22 protein-coding genes and 3 pseudogenes are annotated in these 17,681 nt (G+C 71.0%); 21 read left to right on the top strand and 4 right to left on the bottom strand.

The window, feature by feature from the left end; genetic code table 11:
- Positions 1-68 precede the first annotated feature (68 nt).
- The 12 genes from V1460_RS21830 (at position 69) to V1460_RS21885 (ending at position 8,509) form a co-directional block, all read left to right on the top strand.
- The gene (locus tag V1460_RS21830; RefSeq protein WP_338675318.1) at positions 69-467 is read left to right on the top strand and encodes a hypothetical protein; all 399 of its coding nucleotides are present in this window, start codon (positions 69-71) and stop codon (positions 465-467) included.
- A 17-nt stretch (positions 468-484) separates the two neighbouring features.
- Positions 485-664 (top strand): hypothetical protein, encoded by a 180-nt coding sequence (locus tag V1460_RS21835; RefSeq protein WP_338675319.1) that lies wholly within the window; start codon positions 485-487, stop codon positions 662-664.
- 90 nt (positions 665-754) lie between these two features.
- Entirely contained in the window at positions 755-1,957 is a 1,203-nt protein-coding gene (locus tag V1460_RS21840) for an Ig-like domain-containing protein (RefSeq protein WP_338675320.1), read from the top strand.
- Between the two features lie 388 nt (positions 1,958-2,345).
- Entirely contained in the window at positions 2,346-3,404 is a 1,059-nt protein-coding gene (locus V1460_RS21845) for a hypothetical protein (RefSeq protein WP_338675321.1), read from the top strand.
- A 136-nt stretch (positions 3,405-3,540) separates the two neighbouring features.
- Positions 3,541-3,996: a hypothetical protein gene (locus tag V1460_RS21850; RefSeq protein ID WP_338675322.1), complete on the top strand. Its 456-nt coding sequence runs from the start codon at positions 3,541-3,543 to the stop codon at positions 3,994-3,996.
- A complete protein-coding gene (gene lnt / locus V1460_RS21855; RefSeq protein ID WP_338675323.1) occupies positions 3,978-5,582 on the top strand; it encodes an apolipoprotein N-acyltransferase in 1,605 nt (534 codons plus the stop codon). Before V1460_RS21850 ends, lnt begins: the two co-directional genes overlap by 19 nt.
- Before the next feature lie 18 nt (positions 5,583-5,600).
- A complete protein-coding gene (gene lgt / locus V1460_RS21860) occupies positions 5,601-6,464 on the top strand; it encodes a prolipoprotein diacylglyceryl transferase (protein ID WP_338675324.1) in 864 nt (287 codons plus the stop codon).
- Positions 6,465-6,477: 13 nt separating this feature from the next.
- On the top strand, positions 6,478-6,708 hold the full coding sequence (locus tag V1460_RS21865; protein WP_338675325.1) for a hypothetical protein: 231 nt from the start codon (positions 6,478-6,480) through the stop codon (positions 6,706-6,708).
- 245 nt (positions 6,709-6,953) lie between these two features.
- Positions 6,954-7,355 carry a cupredoxin domain-containing protein gene (locus tag V1460_RS21870; RefSeq protein WP_338675326.1) on the top strand — a complete coding sequence of 134 codons (402 nt, stop codon included), beginning with the start codon at positions 6,954-6,956 and terminating at the stop codon, positions 7,353-7,355.
- Positions 7,356-7,517: 162 nt separating this feature from the next.
- Positions 7,518-7,757, top strand: a complete 240-nt coding sequence (locus V1460_RS21875) for a DUF3105 domain-containing protein (protein ID WP_338675327.1) — start codon at positions 7,518-7,520, stop codon at positions 7,755-7,757.
- Between the two features lie 8 nt (positions 7,758-7,765).
- Positions 7,766-8,173, top strand: coding sequence for a four-helix bundle copper-binding protein (locus V1460_RS21880; protein WP_338675328.1), 408 nt, complete (start codon positions 7,766-7,768; stop codon positions 8,171-8,173).
- Positions 8,174-8,251: 78 nt separating this feature from the next.
- A complete protein-coding gene (locus V1460_RS21885) occupies positions 8,252-8,509 on the top strand; it encodes a DUF1326 domain-containing protein (RefSeq protein ID WP_338675329.1) in 258 nt (85 codons plus the stop codon).
- Here the strand turns inward: V1460_RS21885 and V1460_RS21890 are convergent.
- The 3 genes and pseudogenes from V1460_RS21890 to V1460_RS21900 form a co-directional block, all read right to left on the bottom strand.
- Positions 8,503-8,592: pseudogene (locus V1460_RS21890) on the bottom strand (multicopper oxidase domain-containing protein); the annotation flags it as partial. The gene V1460_RS21885 and the pseudogene V1460_RS21890 sit on opposite strands and share 7 nt — an antisense overlap.
- 50 nt (positions 8,593-8,642) lie before the next feature.
- On the bottom strand, positions 8,643-9,305 hold the full coding sequence (locus V1460_RS21895; RefSeq protein ID WP_338678144.1) for a TVP38/TMEM64 family protein: 663 nt from the start codon (positions 9,303-9,305) through the stop codon (positions 8,643-8,645).
- Between the two features lie 87 nt (positions 9,306-9,392).
- Positions 9,393-9,827, bottom strand: coding sequence for an MFS transporter (locus V1460_RS21900; protein WP_338678145.1), 435 nt, complete (start codon positions 9,825-9,827; stop codon positions 9,393-9,395).
- A 44-nt stretch (positions 9,828-9,871) separates the two neighbouring features.
- On the opposite strand from V1460_RS21900, the gene V1460_RS21905 reads away from it, so the two are divergent.
- The 8 genes and pseudogenes from V1460_RS21905 to pspAB all read left to right on the top strand — a co-directional run bounded on the left by V1460_RS21905 (position 9,872) and on the right by pspAB (position 16,021).
- A complete protein-coding gene (locus V1460_RS21905) occupies positions 9,872-10,198 on the top strand; it encodes a hypothetical protein (protein ID WP_338675330.1) in 327 nt (108 codons plus the stop codon).
- A gap of 142 nt (positions 10,199-10,340) precedes the next feature.
- Positions 10,341-11,060, top strand: a complete 720-nt coding sequence (locus tag V1460_RS21910) for a response regulator transcription factor (RefSeq protein ID WP_338675331.1) — start codon at positions 10,341-10,343, stop codon at positions 11,058-11,060.
- Positions 11,060-12,163 (top strand): ATP-binding protein, encoded by a 1,104-nt coding sequence (locus V1460_RS21915; protein WP_338675332.1) that lies wholly within the window; start codon positions 11,060-11,062, stop codon positions 12,161-12,163. Before V1460_RS21910 ends, V1460_RS21915 begins: the two co-directional genes overlap by 1 nt.
- Before the next feature lie 112 nt (positions 12,164-12,275).
- Positions 12,276-13,889, top strand: coding sequence for a multicopper oxidase family protein (locus V1460_RS21920; RefSeq protein WP_338675333.1), 1,614 nt, complete (start codon positions 12,276-12,278; stop codon positions 13,887-13,889).
- A 177-nt stretch (positions 13,890-14,066) separates the two neighbouring features.
- Positions 14,067-14,843 (top strand): PspA/IM30 family protein, encoded by a 777-nt coding sequence (locus V1460_RS21925; RefSeq protein ID WP_338675334.1) that lies wholly within the window; start codon positions 14,067-14,069, stop codon positions 14,841-14,843.
- Positions 14,840-15,118 carry a PspA-associated protein PspAA gene (pspAA, locus tag V1460_RS21930; RefSeq protein ID WP_338675335.1) on the top strand — a complete coding sequence of 93 codons (279 nt, stop codon included), beginning with the start codon at positions 14,840-14,842 and terminating at the stop codon, positions 15,116-15,118. The genes V1460_RS21925 and pspAA overlap by 4 nt, the downstream gene beginning before the upstream one ends.
- Before the next feature lie 81 nt (positions 15,119-15,199).
- Positions 15,200-15,427, top strand: a pseudogene (locus V1460_RS21935) (zinc metalloprotease HtpX); the annotation flags it as partial.
- A 15-nt stretch (positions 15,428-15,442) separates the two neighbouring features.
- Positions 15,443-16,021, top strand: a complete 579-nt coding sequence (gene pspAB, locus V1460_RS21940; protein WP_338675336.1) for a PspA-associated protein PspAB — start codon at positions 15,443-15,445, stop codon at positions 16,019-16,021.
- A gap of 619 nt (positions 16,022-16,640) precedes the next feature.
- On the opposite strand, the pseudogene V1460_RS21945 reads toward pspAB, so the two are convergent.
- Positions 16,641-16,864 (bottom strand): annotated as a pseudogene (locus V1460_RS21945) (hypothetical protein); the annotation flags it as partial.
- Positions 16,865-17,182: 318 nt separating this feature from the next.
- Between V1460_RS21945 and V1460_RS21950 the strand changes: the two are divergent.
- The gene (locus V1460_RS21950; RefSeq protein ID WP_338675337.1) at positions 17,183-17,656 is read left to right on the top strand and encodes a Rieske (2Fe-2S) protein; all 474 of its coding nucleotides are present in this window, start codon (positions 17,183-17,185) and stop codon (positions 17,654-17,656) included.
- The last annotated feature ends 25 nt before the right edge of the window (positions 17,657-17,681 follow it).

A 17,681-nucleotide genomic window follows, 5' to 3' on the forward strand; every position in this document is an offset into this window, starting at 1 on the left:
CCCGGCGCGCCGCCCGGTCACACCGCCGCAAGCGCAAGACGCCCCTGGCCGGCCGTTACATCGGCTACGTGCTCTACTTCGTCGGCGCGGGTCTGATCAGCGGTGCCGTGGTGCACCATCCCTTGGACCCCGCCCGCTACACCACGGTGGGGATCATCGGCGTCGGCGTGTTCCTGGTCGCCACCCTCGTCAACGAGTTCCTGCTGGCCACGGACCGGCCGCCGTTCGCCCGCGCTCTCGTGGTGATCGGCGCGTCGCTCCTGCTCTCATTCGGCATCGGCATGCTCAGCGGCGGCCTCCAGCACTTCGACGACTTCCCGGCACGCGGACCCCCTTCGTTCCGCTGGGGATCATCGTCGCCTTCGTCGCCTTCGTCCTCAAGGACGCGGAGACCTCCTCTCGCCACATCCTCAGCCCGCTCGGGCTGGTCGTGCTGCTCGTCGCGGGCGGCAGCTACCTCGGTCTGAACCCGATCGCGGCCGGGATGGCCGGCGAAGCTGCCGAGGGCGGCGGGCACAGCCACGGCGGCGGCGATCCGGAGACCGACGACCACGGAGCCGAGCCCGAACCGTCGAAGTCTTCCTCGACCGCCGAACCCAGCACGGCCGGAGAAGCAACCACGAGCGCCGAGCCCGAGCACGCGGACGACGGCCACGCCCACTGAACTCCCGGTCCGCTTCCGTCAGTCGAGCGGGAACCGGACCGCGCCCCTATTCGTCTTCTAAGTCACTTAGATAATTAGCTGGAAGGTGTCATGAAGAACACGAGATCCCGCAACCAGCGCCGTGCCGTACCCATGCTCGCGCTGACCTCGGCCGCCGCTCTCCTCATCGCCGGATGCAGCTCCGCAGGGGCGACCGGCTCCGGCGCCGGGGAAGCCGGAAAGACGGCGCAGGAGGCCGCTCAGAGTGGCGGACCGTCCTCGATAGCCATCGACTCCGGGACGTCGGGGAAGATCACGATCAAGGCCGACGGCGGCGTGCTGACCTCCGTGAGCGTGAGCGCGCCGGGACCTGGCAAGGTCGAAGGGGCGCTCTCCGACGACAAGTCCGTCTGGGCCTCGACCACACCCCTGACGCCCGGCACCACGTACACGATCTCCGTCCAGGGCACCGGCGGTGACGGCGCGCCGCTTACCAAGTCGTCGAGCTACACGACCCCGGCGGCCACCAGGACCTTCGTCGGCACGTACAACGTCGACAAGGGGTCCACCGTCGGCGTGGCCCTGCCGGTCTCGATCACCTTCAACAAGCCCATCCACGACAAGGCCGCCGTCGAGCGGAAGCTCAAGGTGACCTCGGCCCCGGCGGTCGAGGGCGCCTGGAGCTGGATGCAGGACCGGGACGGCAAGGACCGGATCGACTACCGGCCGAAGGAGTACTGGAAGCCGGGCACCGACGTCACCCTCCGCATGGACCTCGCCGGCGTGGACGCGGGCGGCGGCGTCTACGGCACGCAGCAGCGCGTCGTGAACTTCCGCGTCGGCGACGCGGTGACCAGCACCGTGGACGTCGTGAAGAAGACCATGACCGTCTCCAGGAACGGCAAGGCGCTGCGGACCCTCAAGGTCTCCACCGGCAAGGAGACCTTCGAGACCTGGAACGGCACCATGGTCGTCCTCGGCAAGGTCCCCTCGATCCGGATGAACTCCTCCACCGTCGGCATCTTCGGCCCCGAGGCGTACGACTTGGAGGACGTCAAGTGGGACGTCCAGCTCACCCCGTCGGGCACGTACGCGCACGCCGCGCCCTGGAACGAGGGCAAGTTCGGCCGCGTCAACGCCAGCCACGGCTGCATCGGGATGAGCACGGAGGACGCCAAGTGGTTCTTCGACCAGGTGCGCTTCGGTGACCCGGTCACCGTCGTGAACTCCACGGACACGGTCGCGGTGAACAACGGCTACGGCGCCTGGAACGTGGATTGGGAGACCTGGAAGAAGGGCAGCGCACTCTCCTGACCCCTCCGCCGCCAGTCCGACGAACACAGAGGAGCAAGCGACGTGAGATGGCTTGTCGCGGGCACGACCAGCGGTCTGCTGGCCCTGTTCAGCATGTACTGGGACGACTCACCGCACACCGACGAAGGCCGGGACACCTTCTGGAGCGCCCCGCACGTCCTGTTGTACGGCTCCCTGACCAGCACCCTCCTCTCCGCCGGCAGGGGGTGCGCGCGGCGGTCGCCGATCCACTGCTGCCCTGGGCCGCGGCGGCAGGTGCGGGGATCGGGATCGCGGCTCCGGCTGATGCCGCCTGGCACACGGCGTTCGGCCGCGACTCCTCTGGAGCCCGCCGCACCTGCTGGCCATCACGGCGACGTTCACGCTCTCGGTGGTCCTTCTACGGGCGATGGCGCGGGAAGGTGGAGGAACCGCGATCGTCCTCGGCTCGGCGCTCGTGCTGGCTGCCTCGCTCGCGCCGGTCATGGAGTACGAGTCGGATGTGCCGCAGTTCTCGGAGGTGTGGTTCCTGCCGGTCGCCGCCGGCGGGGTCACCCTCGCGGTCCTGCTGATCCGCCGGTTCGATCCGCACCCGTGGGCGGCGACTCGGGCCGCCCTGCTGGTGATGGGCGTACGGCCCCTCGTGGTTCCGGTCCTCGCGCTTCTGGGGTACTCGACGCCGATGGTGCCGCCGGTCCTGGGCGTGGCCGTGGCGGCAGACCTGGCCCGGCGCCGGTTCGCCTCGCCCTGGGCGCTCCCGGTCGTCGTGCCGCTCGTGTCGCACGCGATCGCGTTGCCCTTGCCGCCTCTCCTGCCGCACGTGACGGCAGTGCCGCTCGACCGCGCGATCCCGTCACTGCTTCTGTCGCTGGCGGGGTCCGCGCTGGCCGTTCTCGCGGCGGAAGGGCCGCCTCGGGGCCAAGGACAGGGAGCTCGGGTGGCGGCGATCGCCGTTGTCGCCACCGTCGCCACGCTTCAGTCTCTCCTCTCGCCAGGTCGGGCGTTGGCCCACGATCCCGGCCAGGGAGATGTGGTGGGCGAGGTGCGCTGGGACGTCTCGGTACGCGGCTCCGTCGTCGAGGTCCAGGTCGAGGCGACCGGACGGGAAGCTCTCCACACCCCCTCCCTCGTCGCCCGGCGCGCGGGCCGCGAGGTCACGAGTGCGCTGGCCCCCGATGATGCCGGGAGGTTCCGGGGCGCGATCACGCTGCGCGATACAGGGCGCTGGTTCGTGTACGCCGTCTTCCGGGATCCAGGGAACCGCACGGTCGAGTCCTGGGTCCCCGTAGGCCTGTCCGCGGGCGGGAGCGTACGCGGGACGCGAGCCCTCTACGTCCCCGCGGCGCCGGAACAGCGGGAGGCGGGCCGGACCGCCGCGGCTGTCGCGCTGTACGGCCTGTCGGGGGCGCTGCTCCTGCTCACGGCCCGGTCGGGGCGTCGACGGCCCCAGCCGGCCGTGGGAGAGTGACGGAGATCGCCGCTGCTCTTCTAAGAAGTTTCGTAGACTACGATCGGTTCCGCCGTCGGCCGGTCCCTCTGAGCAGGCTCCCCCGCAGTGGCGTGCTCACCCGGCCGGCGGCTTCCCTCTTCGAAGGAGTACGTCCATGGGCAGCTGGCCTCTGCGGAGATGGGCCGTCGCCGTGGCGGTGGCCCTGCTCGCGGCGATCGTGATCGGTGTGCCCACGGGCGTCGTCCCGTCACCGTTCTACACCCGGATGACGCCGGTCCTCTGGTGGAACTACCCCGTGTGGATCGCCAGCTCGGTTCTCGAGGGACTACTGGTGGCGACGTACGTCCGTGTGGGTCCCCGCCCTGCCGTCGAGCCCGCCCCGCAGGAGCGGCCGGTGACCGCGCGCGCCCTGGGCGCCGGCCTCCTCTCGGCCTTCGCCGTCGGCTGCCCCATCTGCAACAAGCTCGTCGTGCTCGCCATAGGCGTGAGCGGCGCCCTGTCCTTCTGGGCCCCGCTCCAGCCCGTCCTGGCGCTCGCTTCCGTGGGCCTGCTCCTGTACGCGCTGGTCCGCCGGCTCCGTACCGCCGAGAAGTGCCCCGTACCCGCGTGACGCTCGACGTACAGCGCATCGGGCGGCCGGGGCGGCCCCCGCTGAAGCAGGCGTGGGGCCTGGCCGGCCTCGGGGGGATCGCGCTCTACGTCTCGTTCCCGCCGATCGGCCTGTGGTTTCTCGCACCGGTGGGACCGGCGCTCCTGCTGATCGCGGTCCGGGGGCGGTCCGCCCGGTCCGCCTTCACCGTGGGAGCCGTCTTCGGCGCCTTCTTCTTCGGCCCCCTGATCGCCTGGCTCGCCAACCTCGCCGTGGTCGCGTGGCTCGCCCTGACCGCGGCACAGTCTCTGATCGTGGCCCTGGCGACCATGCTGCTGCCGCGTCTGCTGCGGCTGCCCGGCTGGCCGTTGCTCGCCGCTTCCTGGTGGGTGGCGGTGGAGGCCGTGCGCGGACGGGCTCCGCTCGGCGGCTTCCCCTGGGGGCGGCTCGCCTTCGGCCAGGCCGACGCGCCGTGGGTCGACTGGGCGGCCGTCGGCGGCGCTCCCGCGCTCACCTTCGTCACAGCGCTCATCGGCTCGCTGCTGATGTACGGCATCACGGCGCGCCGGGCCGCGCGCGTGCGCGCCTGGGCGATCACCGCCTGCGGCACGGTCGCTCTCGCCTTGTCCTCGTCCCTGATCCCCGACGCGGCGGCGAGCGGCAGGAGCGCTGTGGTCGCGGTCGTGCAGGGCAACGTGGAACGCGCGCGGACTCTGGAGGAGCAGGCGCGTGTACGCGGTGTCGCCGAGAACCATGCCCGTGAGACCAGGAAGCTGGCCGACGATGTCCGGGCGGGCAGGGTTCCGCGCCCGGACGTGGTCCTGTGGCCGGAGAACGCGCTGGACAGCGACCCCGAGGCCGACCCCGAGCTGGGCGGGCTCGTCGCGGACTCGGTCCGCGAGCTGGAGGCGCCGCTGCTGATCGGCGCGATCCTCGATGGGCCAGGGGACCGCTCGTACAACGCCGGGCAGCTCTGGCTTCCCGGGCAGGGACCTGTGGCCGCGTACGCGAAGCGGCAGCTGGTCCCGTTCGGCGAGTACATCCCGGCCCGGTCTGTCCTCGGCGGGCTCGGCGCTCTGCAGCTCATCCCCCGGGACTTCGCCCCCGGCTCGTCCCAGGCCCCGCTGCCCGCCGGCCCCGTCTGGCTCGGTGACGTGATCTGTTACGAGATCGCGTACGACGGCCGGGTGCGGGACACCGTGCGGGCCGGCGCGAACCTCCTCGTCGTCCAGACCAACAACGCGACGTATGAGCGGGGCTTCCAGGGCGGACAGTCGGAGCAGCAGCTGGCGATGGCCCGCATCCGGGCCATCGAACACGGCCGTGCCGTCGCCCTCGCCTCGACGAGCGGGGTCAGCGCCATCGTGAGGCCGGACGGGACGGTCTCGGACCGGCTCGGAACGTGGCGCGGGGGCTACCTGGTGGAGCGGGTCCCGCTCCTGGGCGAGCGGACCATCGCAGCAAGCCTGGGCGGGTGGCCGGAGGCTCTGCTCGGCGCCCCGGCTCTGCTCGGCCTGATTCGGCGGCGCAAGCGGGCCCACACGCTGTCGGCCACGTCGGCCTGCCTGCCGAATGACGAGCAGGCTTTTACTAATCTCCTTAGATGAAGGCTTTAGGGTGAAATCATGGAGTTTGCTTACCTGCCCAGCCCGTCGACCGGGGTCCTCTACCTTGGGGCCCTTCCGCTGCGGGCGTACGCCTTCTGCATCATCGTCGGCGTCTTCGTCGCGGTCTGGCTCGGCAACCGGCGCTGGGTGGCGCGGGGCGGAGAGAAGGGCGTCATCGCGGACGTCGCCATCTGGGCTGTGCCCTTCGGCATCGTCGGCGGGCGGCTTTACCACGTGATCACCAGCCCCGACGCGTACTTCGGCGAGGGCGGCGAGCCGATCCGCGCCCTGTACGTCTGGGAGGGTGGCCTCGGCATCTGGGGTGCGATCGCCCTGGGCGGCGTCGGCGCCTGGATCGGCTGCCGGAAGTACGTCATCTCCTTCCCGGCCTTCGCGGACGCGGTCGCGCCCGGGATCGCCCTGGCCCAGGGGATCGGCCGCTGGGGCAACTGGTTCAACCAGGAGCTCTACGGCCGCCCCACCACACTCCCCTGGGGCCTGGAGATCGACCGCGCCAACCGCCCGGACGACATGCTCGACGTGGCGACGTACCATCCCACCTTCCTCTACGAGTCCCTGTGGGACGTGGGCGTGGCCGTGCTGGTCATCTGGGCGGGCCGCCGCTTCGCGCTCGGACACGGCAGGACGTTCGCCCTGTACGTCGCGGCGTACACCGTCGGGCGCTTCTGGATCGAATACCTGCGCATCGACGAGGCCCAGATGTTCCTCGGCCTGCGACTCAACAACTGGACCTCCGTCGTGGTCTTCCTGGGCACCGTCACCTACCTCGTGATCTCGGCCCGCCGGCGGCCGGGCGTCGAAGACGTGTCGCGGCCGGAGAGCCCGAGTGACACCCCAACCCAACAGACCACCGCAGCCTGACCCCGAGGCGGACATGAGCGACAAGACCAAGATCAGCAAGATGCACGCCCGTTCGGTACCGAACCGGATCGTCGGCTGGACCCTGTTCTGGCTCGGGTTGATCGTCCTCGCGCTCAACTGGATCGAGGAGTTCAGCAAGTTGGACGTCCTGCCCGGCGGCCACTCCCCGTTCTACCTGGCCGGCGGCATCCTGGCCGCGATCATCGGCCTCTGGCGCGCCGGAGTCATGGACGCCAAGCACTAGCCGGCACCGGAGCCGGCCGGGAATGGCAGCAACATCCGGTTTCGTACCGCCGTGGTGAAGACCGGCAGCGGATGGGCGGCCTCGCACGAGGCCGGAGGAGGTTACCGAGCCGCCGTGCGCACGTGCGGGTGAGCGACGGGGCGACCGGCCGAGTTCCGACGTGCCGGACCGGCCCGCAGGGGAGGCTGGTTACGAGCCGCGGTCTGACCGCCCGGCCCCTCTCGCTCGCCTCACCAGGGATTTCCATGCCTCTTCTCCCCCGCTCGCACGGGGTCGGCGTCGCCGTACTCGGCTTCCTGTGTCTCGCGCCGCTCGTCACCGGCTGTGGAGACGGCGACGGCGGTACGTCTCCCACCGCGCCCAGCACGCCGTCCGCGAGCCCCACAGTGGCCGCCATCGACCGGATCGCCATCCAGGGTTTCGCCTTCAAGCCGGCGGATCTGATGGTCCGCCCCGGGGCGACCATCACTGTGGTCAACCAGGACTCGGCTCCTCACACGGTCACGGCCACGGAGGGCGAGGCGTTCGACACCGGCGAGATCGCGGGCGGGAAGTCGACCACCTTCACCGCCCCGGACGGGCCCGGCACGTACCCCTTCTTCTGCTCGATCCACCCGAACATGAAGGCGACACTCACAGTCGCCTGAATCGCGTGAGCGGCGCCGCCGTCCCTACGATGGAAGGGATGACCGCGGCCCCAGGAGGTGTGCCGCTCATGGGATATCCGGGTTCGGACGACAAGTCGGCCGCTCGTCGTGCACAGGCGGAGGAGCCGCGCCGAGCGGAGCGCGCGGGAGCACCGTAGGCGGGTGACCACGTTCGCCGTCTCGGCGGCGATTCTGGCGGCGGCCGTCGGCGGTGTCGGGTACCTCGTGTCGACGAGTGACGACTCGGGCGGGAGTCGGGCCGCTCCGATCGCGGGCGAGCGCACATGGTCCGACCTGGGCAGGAACCACGTCACCGGTGGCGTCACCTACCCGATGACCCCGCCCGCCGGTGGTGATCACGACCCTGGCTGGCAGAACTGCGATCGCACCATCAGAAAGTGAGGCACCCCATGACCACGGCCAAGGACATCCTCGCCACCTACCCGGCCGATCTCGGAAACATCGACCAGGACAAGCTCGCACGCTGCGTCGAGGCATGCACGATGTGCGCCCAGGTGTGTACGGCGTGCGCGGACGCGTGTCTGTCCGAAGGAATGGTCGGCGACCTGATCAAGTGCATCCGCACCGACATGGACTGCGCCGACATCTGCAACGTCACCGCTTCGGTGCTGTCCCGTCACACGGGCTACGACGCCAACGTCACCGCCGCGCTGCTCAAGGCGTGCGCGGTGGCCTGCAAGGCGTGCGGCGACGAATGCGCGTCACACGCGGACATGCACGACCACTGCCGCCTGTGCGCGGAGGCGTGCCGGGCCTGCGAAGCAGCATGCGACGAACTCCTCGCGGCCCTGGGCTGACTAACGACAGGGGCCCAGGCTGTCCGCTCCGCACGGCGGCGCCGGGACGGTTCCTGTCTCCTCACTCTGGTGTGGGAAATGCACGAGGGGCACTTCGGGGACGTGCGGCTCGACGGCCTCGCGCTCGTAGCGCCGGGCGAGTTCGCCAGCAGCATGTGGGCGGAGAACACTGATTCCCTTATGAGCGTGATGTCCTATGCGGACGCCAAGGGAACTCCCTCGCAGCGCGACGCGCTGGAACACATCTTCCGGGGCGATGTCAGAGGATGGCCCGGCACCTTCGTTTCGCTGATCTGCGACGTGCGCGAGGGACGGTACGCGCCGATCAAACGGTAGTCGAACGAGCCGCCGGGCTTGATGTCGCGCTGGGTGAGGCCCGGGACGCCGTCCATGTCGTTGCGGAGGGCGAGCCCGTGCCACCTCTAGTGCGAGCGACGAGGTACGGGAAATGACCAGCTGATCTGCCTCGTCAGGCCACACCGTGGGCGGTCGTCGCGGCGACCGCACGCCGGGATCGCCACATCGAGACGACGGTGAGCGCCGTCAGCGCGACCATGACGCCGGCCGAGATCAGGAACGCCGGCGAGGTCGGCGACGAGGCGGAGGCTCCGGCGACCACGTAGGCAGCCGTACCGGGCAAAACACCCAGCGCCGTGGCGGCGGCAAAGGAGCGCAGCCGTACGCCGGAGAAGGCAGCGGCGAAGTTGACCGCCGGGAAGGGGACGCCGGGCACCGCCCTCAGCAGGAACACGCTACGAAAGCCCTGCTGGGTGAGCCGCCGGTCCAGGGCCGCCAGCACCTTCCCCTTCAGGAACGGCTGCAGCGCCTCGCGCCCGAGGCCCCGTCCCAGCCTGAAGGCCAGGACCGCGCCGAGCGTCGTCCCTGCCACCGCCAGCAGCAGCCCCTCCGGGGCGCCGAAGAGGACCCCGGCCGCCACGTTGAGCACGGGCTTCGGGAAGAACGCCAGGGTGGCGATCGCGAACACGAGCACGAAGGCGAGCCCCGCCCAGACGGGCGGAACCTCGGAGGTGAGCTCCTGCGAGAGGACGCGCTGGGGGCTCCACAGGAGGAGGGAACCGGCCGCCGCTGCCAGGATCGCGACGAGCAGACCCAGCCGGACGGACGGTGTCATACGCACACGCCGAGTGTACGTGGCCGGCGTCAGGCCGGGCCGGTGGCGACGGACGCGCGTAACCACGCCGGGCCGGAACCGGGGAGCTCAGTGTGAGCGGCTCGAGGCTCGTTGTCGCCGCTGCCGGGGTTCGTCGTGAATGGTCACCGCCGCGAGTACCGCGGCGGCCAGCGCGATCGCGGCGTTGACCTGGAAGCCGGCTGCGATGCCGTCCGCGAACGCCTTGGGGTCGACGGAATCCGCCAGGTCACCTGGCCATTGCGCGGCCACGACCGCGCCCATGACGGCGATCCCGAGCGAGAGGCCGAGCATCCGGGAGGCGTTCAGGGTGCCGCTGGCGGTGTCGGCGTGTGCCGGTGGCACGTTGCCCATCGTCGCCGTCGTGACGGGGGTGGTGGTCCGTGCGATGCCCATGCCGGTGATGAGGAACCCCGGGAGCAGCTGACTCACTCCCCACCCCGGGTCGATGCCGGCCAGGACGAGGAGCCCCGCCGCCGTCAGAACCATGCCGACGGTGATCAGGGGCCGGGCGCCGGTCGCGCAGCGCCCCTTACGAGACCTGGATCGTGCCCCGCCGCCACCAGGCTTCCTTCGCCGACGCGCCCGACGAGATCATCGAGGAGACCGCAGCCGTGCTGCGCCGTCCGCTCGTCGCCCTGCGCGGCCTGCTCGGAGACGTCCCCTACAACTACGCGCTCATCAGCGCACCCAACGGCGAAGAGGCCACCGCCTACTTCGCGTGGCACCTTCAGCTGGTGCCTCGGCTGTCTGCCATCGCCGGATTCGAACTCGGCAGCGGGATGGCCGTCAATCCCGTCCCTCCCGAGGACGCCGCCGCTCAACTGCGTCGGGCCCTGGCCGAACAGCCCTTGCGTCAGGGTCTGCGCGGATAGGAACACCGGGACGGCCACGCTTCCCGGCCACGGGGTCGACCCGTGGGACAGTGGAAGGCGGCTCACGCGGAACGGCTCCTCGCCAGGGCGAGGGCCGACGCGGAGTCCGACGAGACGCCCACGGACACATAAGGACGTCGAGATGAGCGAGGGCCTGGTCGCGGCGCCGTCCCAGCGTGCCCTGGTGGTCGACGACGAGGTGGAGTTGGCCCGGCTGGTCGGTGACTACCTGTCCCGCGAGGGGTTCGCGGTCGACGTCGCGCACGACGGGGAGCACGCCCTCCGGCTGGCCCGAGCCGCAGCGCCGGACGTGGTGGTGCTCGACGTGATGATGCCCGGCATCGACGGCATGGAGGTGTGCCGACAGCTGCGCACCTTCACCGACGCCTACGTCATCATGCTGACCGCGCGGGCCGAGGAGGTCGACAAGATCGTCGGCCTGTCGGTGGGCGCCGACGACTACCTGACCAAGCCGTTCAGCCCCAGGGAGCTCGTCGCCCGGGTCAAGGCGATGCTGCGCCGGCCCCGGGCCTCGCAGGCGGGGGCGAAGCACGCGCCACCGGTGCGCCGGTTCGGCGAGCTGACGATCGACCCCGAGGCCCGGGAGGTCACCGTCGCGGACCGCCGGGTGGAGCTCACCCGGCTGGAGTTCGACCTGCTGGAAGCGCTGTCGGCCCGCCCACGCATGGCCTTCAGCCGCCGGCAGCTGATCGAGCAGGTCTGGGCGAAGGGCTGGGGCGGCGACGAACACGTCGTCGACGTCCACATCGCGCACCTGCGGCGCAAGCTCAAAGACGCCCCGTCCGCGCCCCGCTATGTGATGACCGTGCGCGGCGTCGGCTACCGGATGGGGCCCGGCTGATGCCCCGACGGCTGGGCCTGACCGGTCAGCTGGTGCTCGCCCAGCTGCTCGCGGTCCTGGCCGGAGCCGCCGCCCTCGCCGCCGTCGCCCTCGCCATCGGCCCGCCCCTGTTCCGCAGCCACGTCCGCCGTGCGGTCGGCGCCGTCTCCCCACAGCTGTCCGATCACCTGCAGGACGCCTTCCTCGCCGCAGGCGGCATCTCCGTCGGCATCGGCATGGCCGCCTTCCTGCTCGCCGCCGTCACCGCCGGCCTGCTCATCACCCGCAGGATCTCCCGTCCCGTCAGGGCCCTCGCCGACGCGGCGGCCCGCCTGGCCGCCGGCGACCACAGCACCCGCCTGGGTCCGACAGGGCTCGGGGCGGACTTCGACACCCTCACCGACGCCTTCAACACCATGGCCACCGCGTTGGAAAGCACCGAACAGACCCGCCGACGACTGCTCGGTGACGTGGCGCATGAACTGCGCACCCCGCTGGCGACCATCGAGGCGTATCTGGAGGGGCTCGCCGACGGGGTGCGCACGCTCGACGCACAGACCCTGAGCGTGCTGGGCACGCAGACCGCCCGGCTGCACCGGCTGGTCGAGGACATCTCCCTGGTCTCCCGCGCCGAGGAACAGCAGCTCGCGCTGGCGCGGGCGATCGTCCCTGCCGGGCGGCTGGTCGAGGCCGCCGCGTCTGCTACCCGTCCCGCGTACCAGGCCAAGGGCGTGCACCTGCGCCTCGCCGTCAGTCCCCACGCCCCTGCTGTGGACGTGGACGAGGACCGGGTCGTCCAGGTGCTCGTCAACCTCCTCACCAACGCGCTGCGCCACACTCCCACCGGCGGCACGGTCACCATCACCGCCGAACCCGCCGAGACGGGCGCGCTGCTGCTCAGTGTGGCCGACACCGGAGAGGGCATCGCCGCGGAACACCTGCCGCACATCTTCGAGCGGTTCTACCGAGCCGACCCCGCCCGCGACCGTGCGCACGGCGGCTCCGGCATCGGCCTGGCCATCGCCCGCGCTCTCGTCCAGGCCCACGGAGGCACGATCACCGCGAGCAGCCAGGGACCCGGCACCGGCGCCGTCTTCCGGATCAGCCTGCCGGCCGCTCCGTGACGTGTGAACGCCGTCCGTTCGGGGCGGCCCGGCGGCTTGAGGCAAGCAGCGTCGAACCTTGACGGAATCTTCGTAAACGCCCGGAACCATCGGTGCCAGGAGGTTTCATTCCATGAGCAACAGTTCCATGAGCAACAGATGGTTCCGCCCGCGCTGGCTGATCGCCCTGGTCGCCCTCATCACCGCTGCCGGTGTCGGCATCGGCCTGTGGACGACCGGGTCGTCGTCCGCCACGGCATCCACCCCGGTCAAACCGGACGACCCCGCCGTGAACGCGGCCGAGGCCGCCCGCCAGAACCCGGACGCGCGGGTGCGGGACGTGACCCTGAACGCCGCTCCCACGACACTGCAGCTCGGCGGGAAGAAGGTCAGCACCTGGGCCTTCAACGGCAAGGTCCCCGGACCGGAGATCCGTCTGCGCGCCGGCGACGTCCTGCAGGCCAGGGTCAACAATGGGCTGCCCGACCCGCTGACCGTGCACTGGCACGGTGTCGCGCTGCGCAACGACATGGACGGCGTGCCCGACGTGACACAGAAGGCGATCAAGCCCGGCGGCACGTTCACTTACCGGTTCACCGTCACGGACCCGGGCACCTTCTTCTACCACTCGCACGTCGGCACACAGCTGGACCGCGGACTGTACGGGCCGCTGATCGTGGACGACCCCAGCGACACCGCCGCCCCGCGCCGCGACATCACCGTGATGCTCGACGACTGGCTCGACGGCACCGGCCGCACCCCCGACCAGGTCCTCGACCGGCTCCGCTCCGGCAGCGCCGGCACCATGCCCGGCATGGCGGGCGACGGCATGGAGGGCCACGACATGGGTTCCATGCCCGGCATGAACGGCTCGGAAGACGGTTCGACATCGGACAGCTCGATGATGAGCGGCGACACGCCGACCGGGGACAATCCGCTGGGCGGCGACACCAGTGACGTCACGTACCCGTACTACCTGATCAACGGACGCCCGCCAGCCTCCCCGGCCGCCTTCACCGTGAAGCCGGGTGAGCGCATCCGTCTGCGGATCATCAACGCCGCCGCGGACACCCCGTTCCGTGTCGCGCTCGGCGGCAGCCCCCTGACGGTCACCGCCACGGACGGCTTCCCGGTCCGGCCCGCCGCAGCGGACGCCGTCCTGCTGGGCATGGGCGAACGGTACGACGCGGAGGTCACCGTGCCCGGGTCCGGAGTCTTCCCGCTGGTCGCCGCCGCCGAGGGCGCCGAAGACGAGTCGGCGCAGGCACTCGCGGTGCTCCGCGCCGCGCCCGGGCCGAACCCCATGCCCGACGTCAAGCCGAAGGAACTGAGCGGCCGGCTCCTGGCCCCCGGCGACCTGCACGCCACCCCGGCCGTCACACTGCCCGCACGCGAGCCCGACCGTACCTACACCGTCGGCCTCACCGGTGACATGAACACCTACAAGTGGGGCGTGACCGCCCCCGCGGAGCAGGGCACCACGCTGCCGGTCCGGCAGAGCGAGCGGATCAAGCTGGTGCTGGAGAACCGGAGCATGATGTGGCACCCGATGCACCTGCACGGCCACACCTTCCAGGTGGAAGGCGACGGCGCCCCGGGACCGCGCAAGGACACGGTCATCGTGCCGCCCATGGGCAGGGTCACCGTCGAGCTCGACGCGAACAACCCCGGCCAGTGGCCGCTGCACTGCCACAACGCCTACCACGCGGAGGCAGGGATGCAGACCATGCTCTCCTACGTGAAGTAGCTCCCTCCGCGGTGCGGGAACGGGCGGCGGGCCCGCCCGCGCCGCCCCCGTCCGTTACGGAACCGGCGCCCAGCAGGACCGGGGTTGCGGCCCGTACGACGGCACTGGAGCCTGAAGGTGTCCGCCCACGACATCGCCTGGCCGGTGCTTCACCCGGCCGAGAGGAGGCGGGCCGCGATGACCAGCATCACCCGCCGCATCACCACCCTGTTCCGGGTCAAGGCGAACAAGGCCCTCGACAAGGCCGAGGACCCGCGCGAGGTACTGGACTACTCCTACGTCCTGCAGCAGGAGATGCTGCAGAAGGTACGGCGTGGCGTGGCCGACGTGGCCACCAGCCGCAAGCACGTCGAATTGCAGATCGGGCAACTGGAGCAGTCCAGCGGCAAGCTGGAGGGGCAGGCGCAGCAGGCGCTGGCCGCCGGACGCGAGGACCTCGCCCGCGAGGCCCTGGCCCGGCGCACCGCCGTGGCCTCCCAGCTCGCCGACCTCCAGGGCCAGCACGAGACCTTGCAGGCCGAGGAGGAGAAGCTGACCCTCGCCGCGCAGCGCCTGCAGGCGAAGGTGGACGCCTTCCGTACCAGCAAGGAGACCATCAAGGCCCGCTACACCGCGGCCGAGGCCCAGACCCGTGTCACCGAGGCCGTCACCGGCATCGGTGAGGAACTGGGCGATGTCGGCCTGGCCATGCAGCGTGCCCAGGACAAGACCGAGGAGCTGCAGGCCCGCGCGGGCGCGCTGGACGAGCTGATCGCCTCCGGCGCCCTGGAGGACGCCACCCTGCCGGCCGGACGCGACGACATCCAGGCCGAACTCGAACGCGTCACCGCCGGCCAGGACGTGGAGACCGAGCTGGCCCGGATGAAGGCCCAGCTCCCGGCCTCCGCCACCCCACCCGCCGTGGAAGGCAAGGGCACCGCGGCGAGCACGCCGGACCAGGAGGCGACATCATGATCATGCGCATCCTGGGCGAGGGCCAGTATAAGATCGACGACAAGCACCTCGACCATCTCAACGAGCTGGACTCCGACCTGCAGTCGGCCGCCGACGCGGGCGACGAGACCGCCTTCGCCACCGCGCTGTCGGCCCTGCTGGACGCCGTACGCGCCCTCGGCACCCGACTGCCGGACGAGACGATCACGCCGTCCGACCTGATGCTTCCCGATGCGGACACCAGCCTCACGCGGGTGCGGGCGCTGCTCTCGGACGAGGGCCTGATCCCGGGGTGACGACGATGCGCAGCCGCTTCGAACCGGACCGGCAGCTGACCGCCCGGATGCTGGTCACCATGTTCCTGCTCGGACTGCTGTACGTGGCGTTCGTCGCCGTGCGCATCGGCCCTGACGAAGGTCACGGGCGACATCGCCCGCATCCCCACCGAGGACCTGCGCACCGCCCAGGCGTTCAACGCCTTCTTCTTCACCCCGGCACTCGGTCCCCGCACCACGCTGGCCAACCTGTTCTCCACCCACCCCACCCTGGAACGCCGCCTGGAAGCGCTCGCGGAGATCTCCGCGCGGCTGGGCGAAGGCGGCTGAGGAGGTCGATGGTCCGTGGGTTTCCTCGACGCGCTGTTCGGTCGGAGCAAACCGGTCAAGCCCGACCTCGACCAGCTCTTCGGCCTGCCGTCGGCGGCGATCACCCTCCAGGCAGCGATCGGCTTCCGCCCGACCGGGACCGGTTCCGTGTGCTTCGCGAGCATCGAGGGCGGCGCCTTCGCCCAAGTCCAGGACGAGGTACGCGCACTGCTCGACGCCGATTCCCAACGGGGCGGCACGCCAGTGGAGTTCAGCCGCGACGACTACGGATACTCGTGGCTGCTCACCCGCCGGAGCCCGGACGATCTGCCCGGCCTCGTGGGTGACCTGCACGCAGTGAACACCACCCTCCAGGACAGCGGCTTCGGACCCCAACTGCTCTGCTCGCTCGTCGCCTTCCACGACGCCGAGCTCCGGCCGCTCGCCCTGATCTACCTCTACAAACGCGGTTCGTTCTACCCGTTCGCTCCCCTGCCCGGCGAGAAGCGCGACAACCCGCTCGAACTCCAGGTCAAGGCCGTTCTCAAGGACGACCTCCGCATCGAGCAGGACCTGACCCGCTGGTTCCCCCTCTGGGGCGCGCCCGGCCTGTGACCAGCCGCACGGGTTCTCCGCAGTACCCGAACGGCGTGACCCGTTGACCCGGCGCGCCCATGGGCGCTGCCCTGCGTCTGTCACGTCCGGCCGAGTCGGCGGCCGGCGCGGAACCCGAAATGGACATCATGGCCGACGAGTCCGCCGGATACCCGGAGGATCTGACCCCGCTCGAACGCGTACGGCGATCGGCCCGGAGGTGGCAGAAGGCACAGCTGGCCGTACTCGGGGCACCGGCCCTCTTCGGCGTGCTCAAGTCCCGTACCGAGTCCCCCGCGCCGTCCGGCATGCAGCTGGCCTCTGGCGTCCTGTCACTCGTGGCTCTGGGCATCGCCTGCTGGGCTGCCTTCCTCGTCGGCCGTGTCGCGTGGCCGCTGCCGGGCGGCGGCGTTCCGACGCAGGCCCGTGGGGATGCCGGTGCCGAACTGGCCCCGGTCAGCCGGAGACTACGCAGGGGGCAGATCCTGACCTACGTCGCCATCGGAACGGCGCCCTTGCCACCACCTCACTGCGGTGGCCCTCGCCGGCCTGACCCTCCGCGCTGGTCGGCGAGGCGCGTCAGAGGCGCAGCGCACGGCGCAGGACGGGGGCGAGCTCGGCCAGTCGCCGGCGGCGAGTGGGTGGCCAGGCCGAGCGCGCACGGGCAGGCGATGATCAGGACCGAGACGGCCGAGACCAGCGCCAGGGTGAGCGCGGGGGCGGGACCGATCGTGAACCACAGCGCGAAGGTGACGATCGCGATGGCGATGACGGCGGGCACGAAGTAGGCGGAGACGGCGTCGGCGAGCCGCTGGATGGGGGCCATGGACGCCTGGGCCTGCTGCCGAGGCGCACGATCTGGGCGGCGCCATCGAATCCGTCGGTGGAAAGTCAGGGGCCCCGCCACAGCCCACCGGCATCCCCGCGTAGCCAGGGCAGCCAGAGGAGTCCGCCCATTCAGCCCACTGCGCGCGAGTCCAGCGGGCCTCGCGGCGGCCAACGTCTACTGGCGCGCCTGACCGCCCTGTCACGGGCGTACGGACTCACCGCGCAGCCTTGACCGGAGCCGGCGGGCCGACAGTATCCGCTCTCCCGGCGTGGTCTTTGAACGTCGAGGGGCCAGGTCCCGTACAACAGAACGAACGGGCCCGATCCCGGGCCGCCGACGAAGAGGAGGCCCGCATGAGCGGAACACAGGGACCGGCGCACACCGTGGCACGCCGCACCGTCGTCACGGCGGCGGGCGGAGCGGGGATGTGTCTGGCCCTCGCGGCCTGCGGTGGATCGAACGAGTCAGGCGCCGCCGGGGAACCCGCCGCCGACCAGAGCGCCAAGGACCCCGCCGGCAGCACGGGCGGCGGTAGCGGTGGCGGTGGGAAGGCACTCGCCAAGACCACGGACATCCCCGAGGGCGGTGGCAAGGTGATCGGCGATGTGGTGGTGACCCAGCCGAAGGCCGGGGAGTTCAAGGCATTCTCAGCGAAGTGCACCCATCAGGGCTGCTCCGTGAAGGGTGTATCCGACAATATGATCAACTGCCCGTGCCACAACAGCCTGTTCGACGCATCCGACGGCACGGTACACAAGGGTCCGGCGACCACCCCGCTGCCGGCCACGCCGATCGTGGTGGACGGGGACACGATCAGGCTGGCGTGAATCCGGCCTGGCCGATTCACGCCGT

The sequence above is a fragment of the Streptomyces sp. SCSIO 30461 genome (assembly GCF_037023745.1).
Classification (GTDB): Bacteria; Actinomycetota; Actinomycetes; order Streptomycetales; family Streptomycetaceae; genus Streptomyces.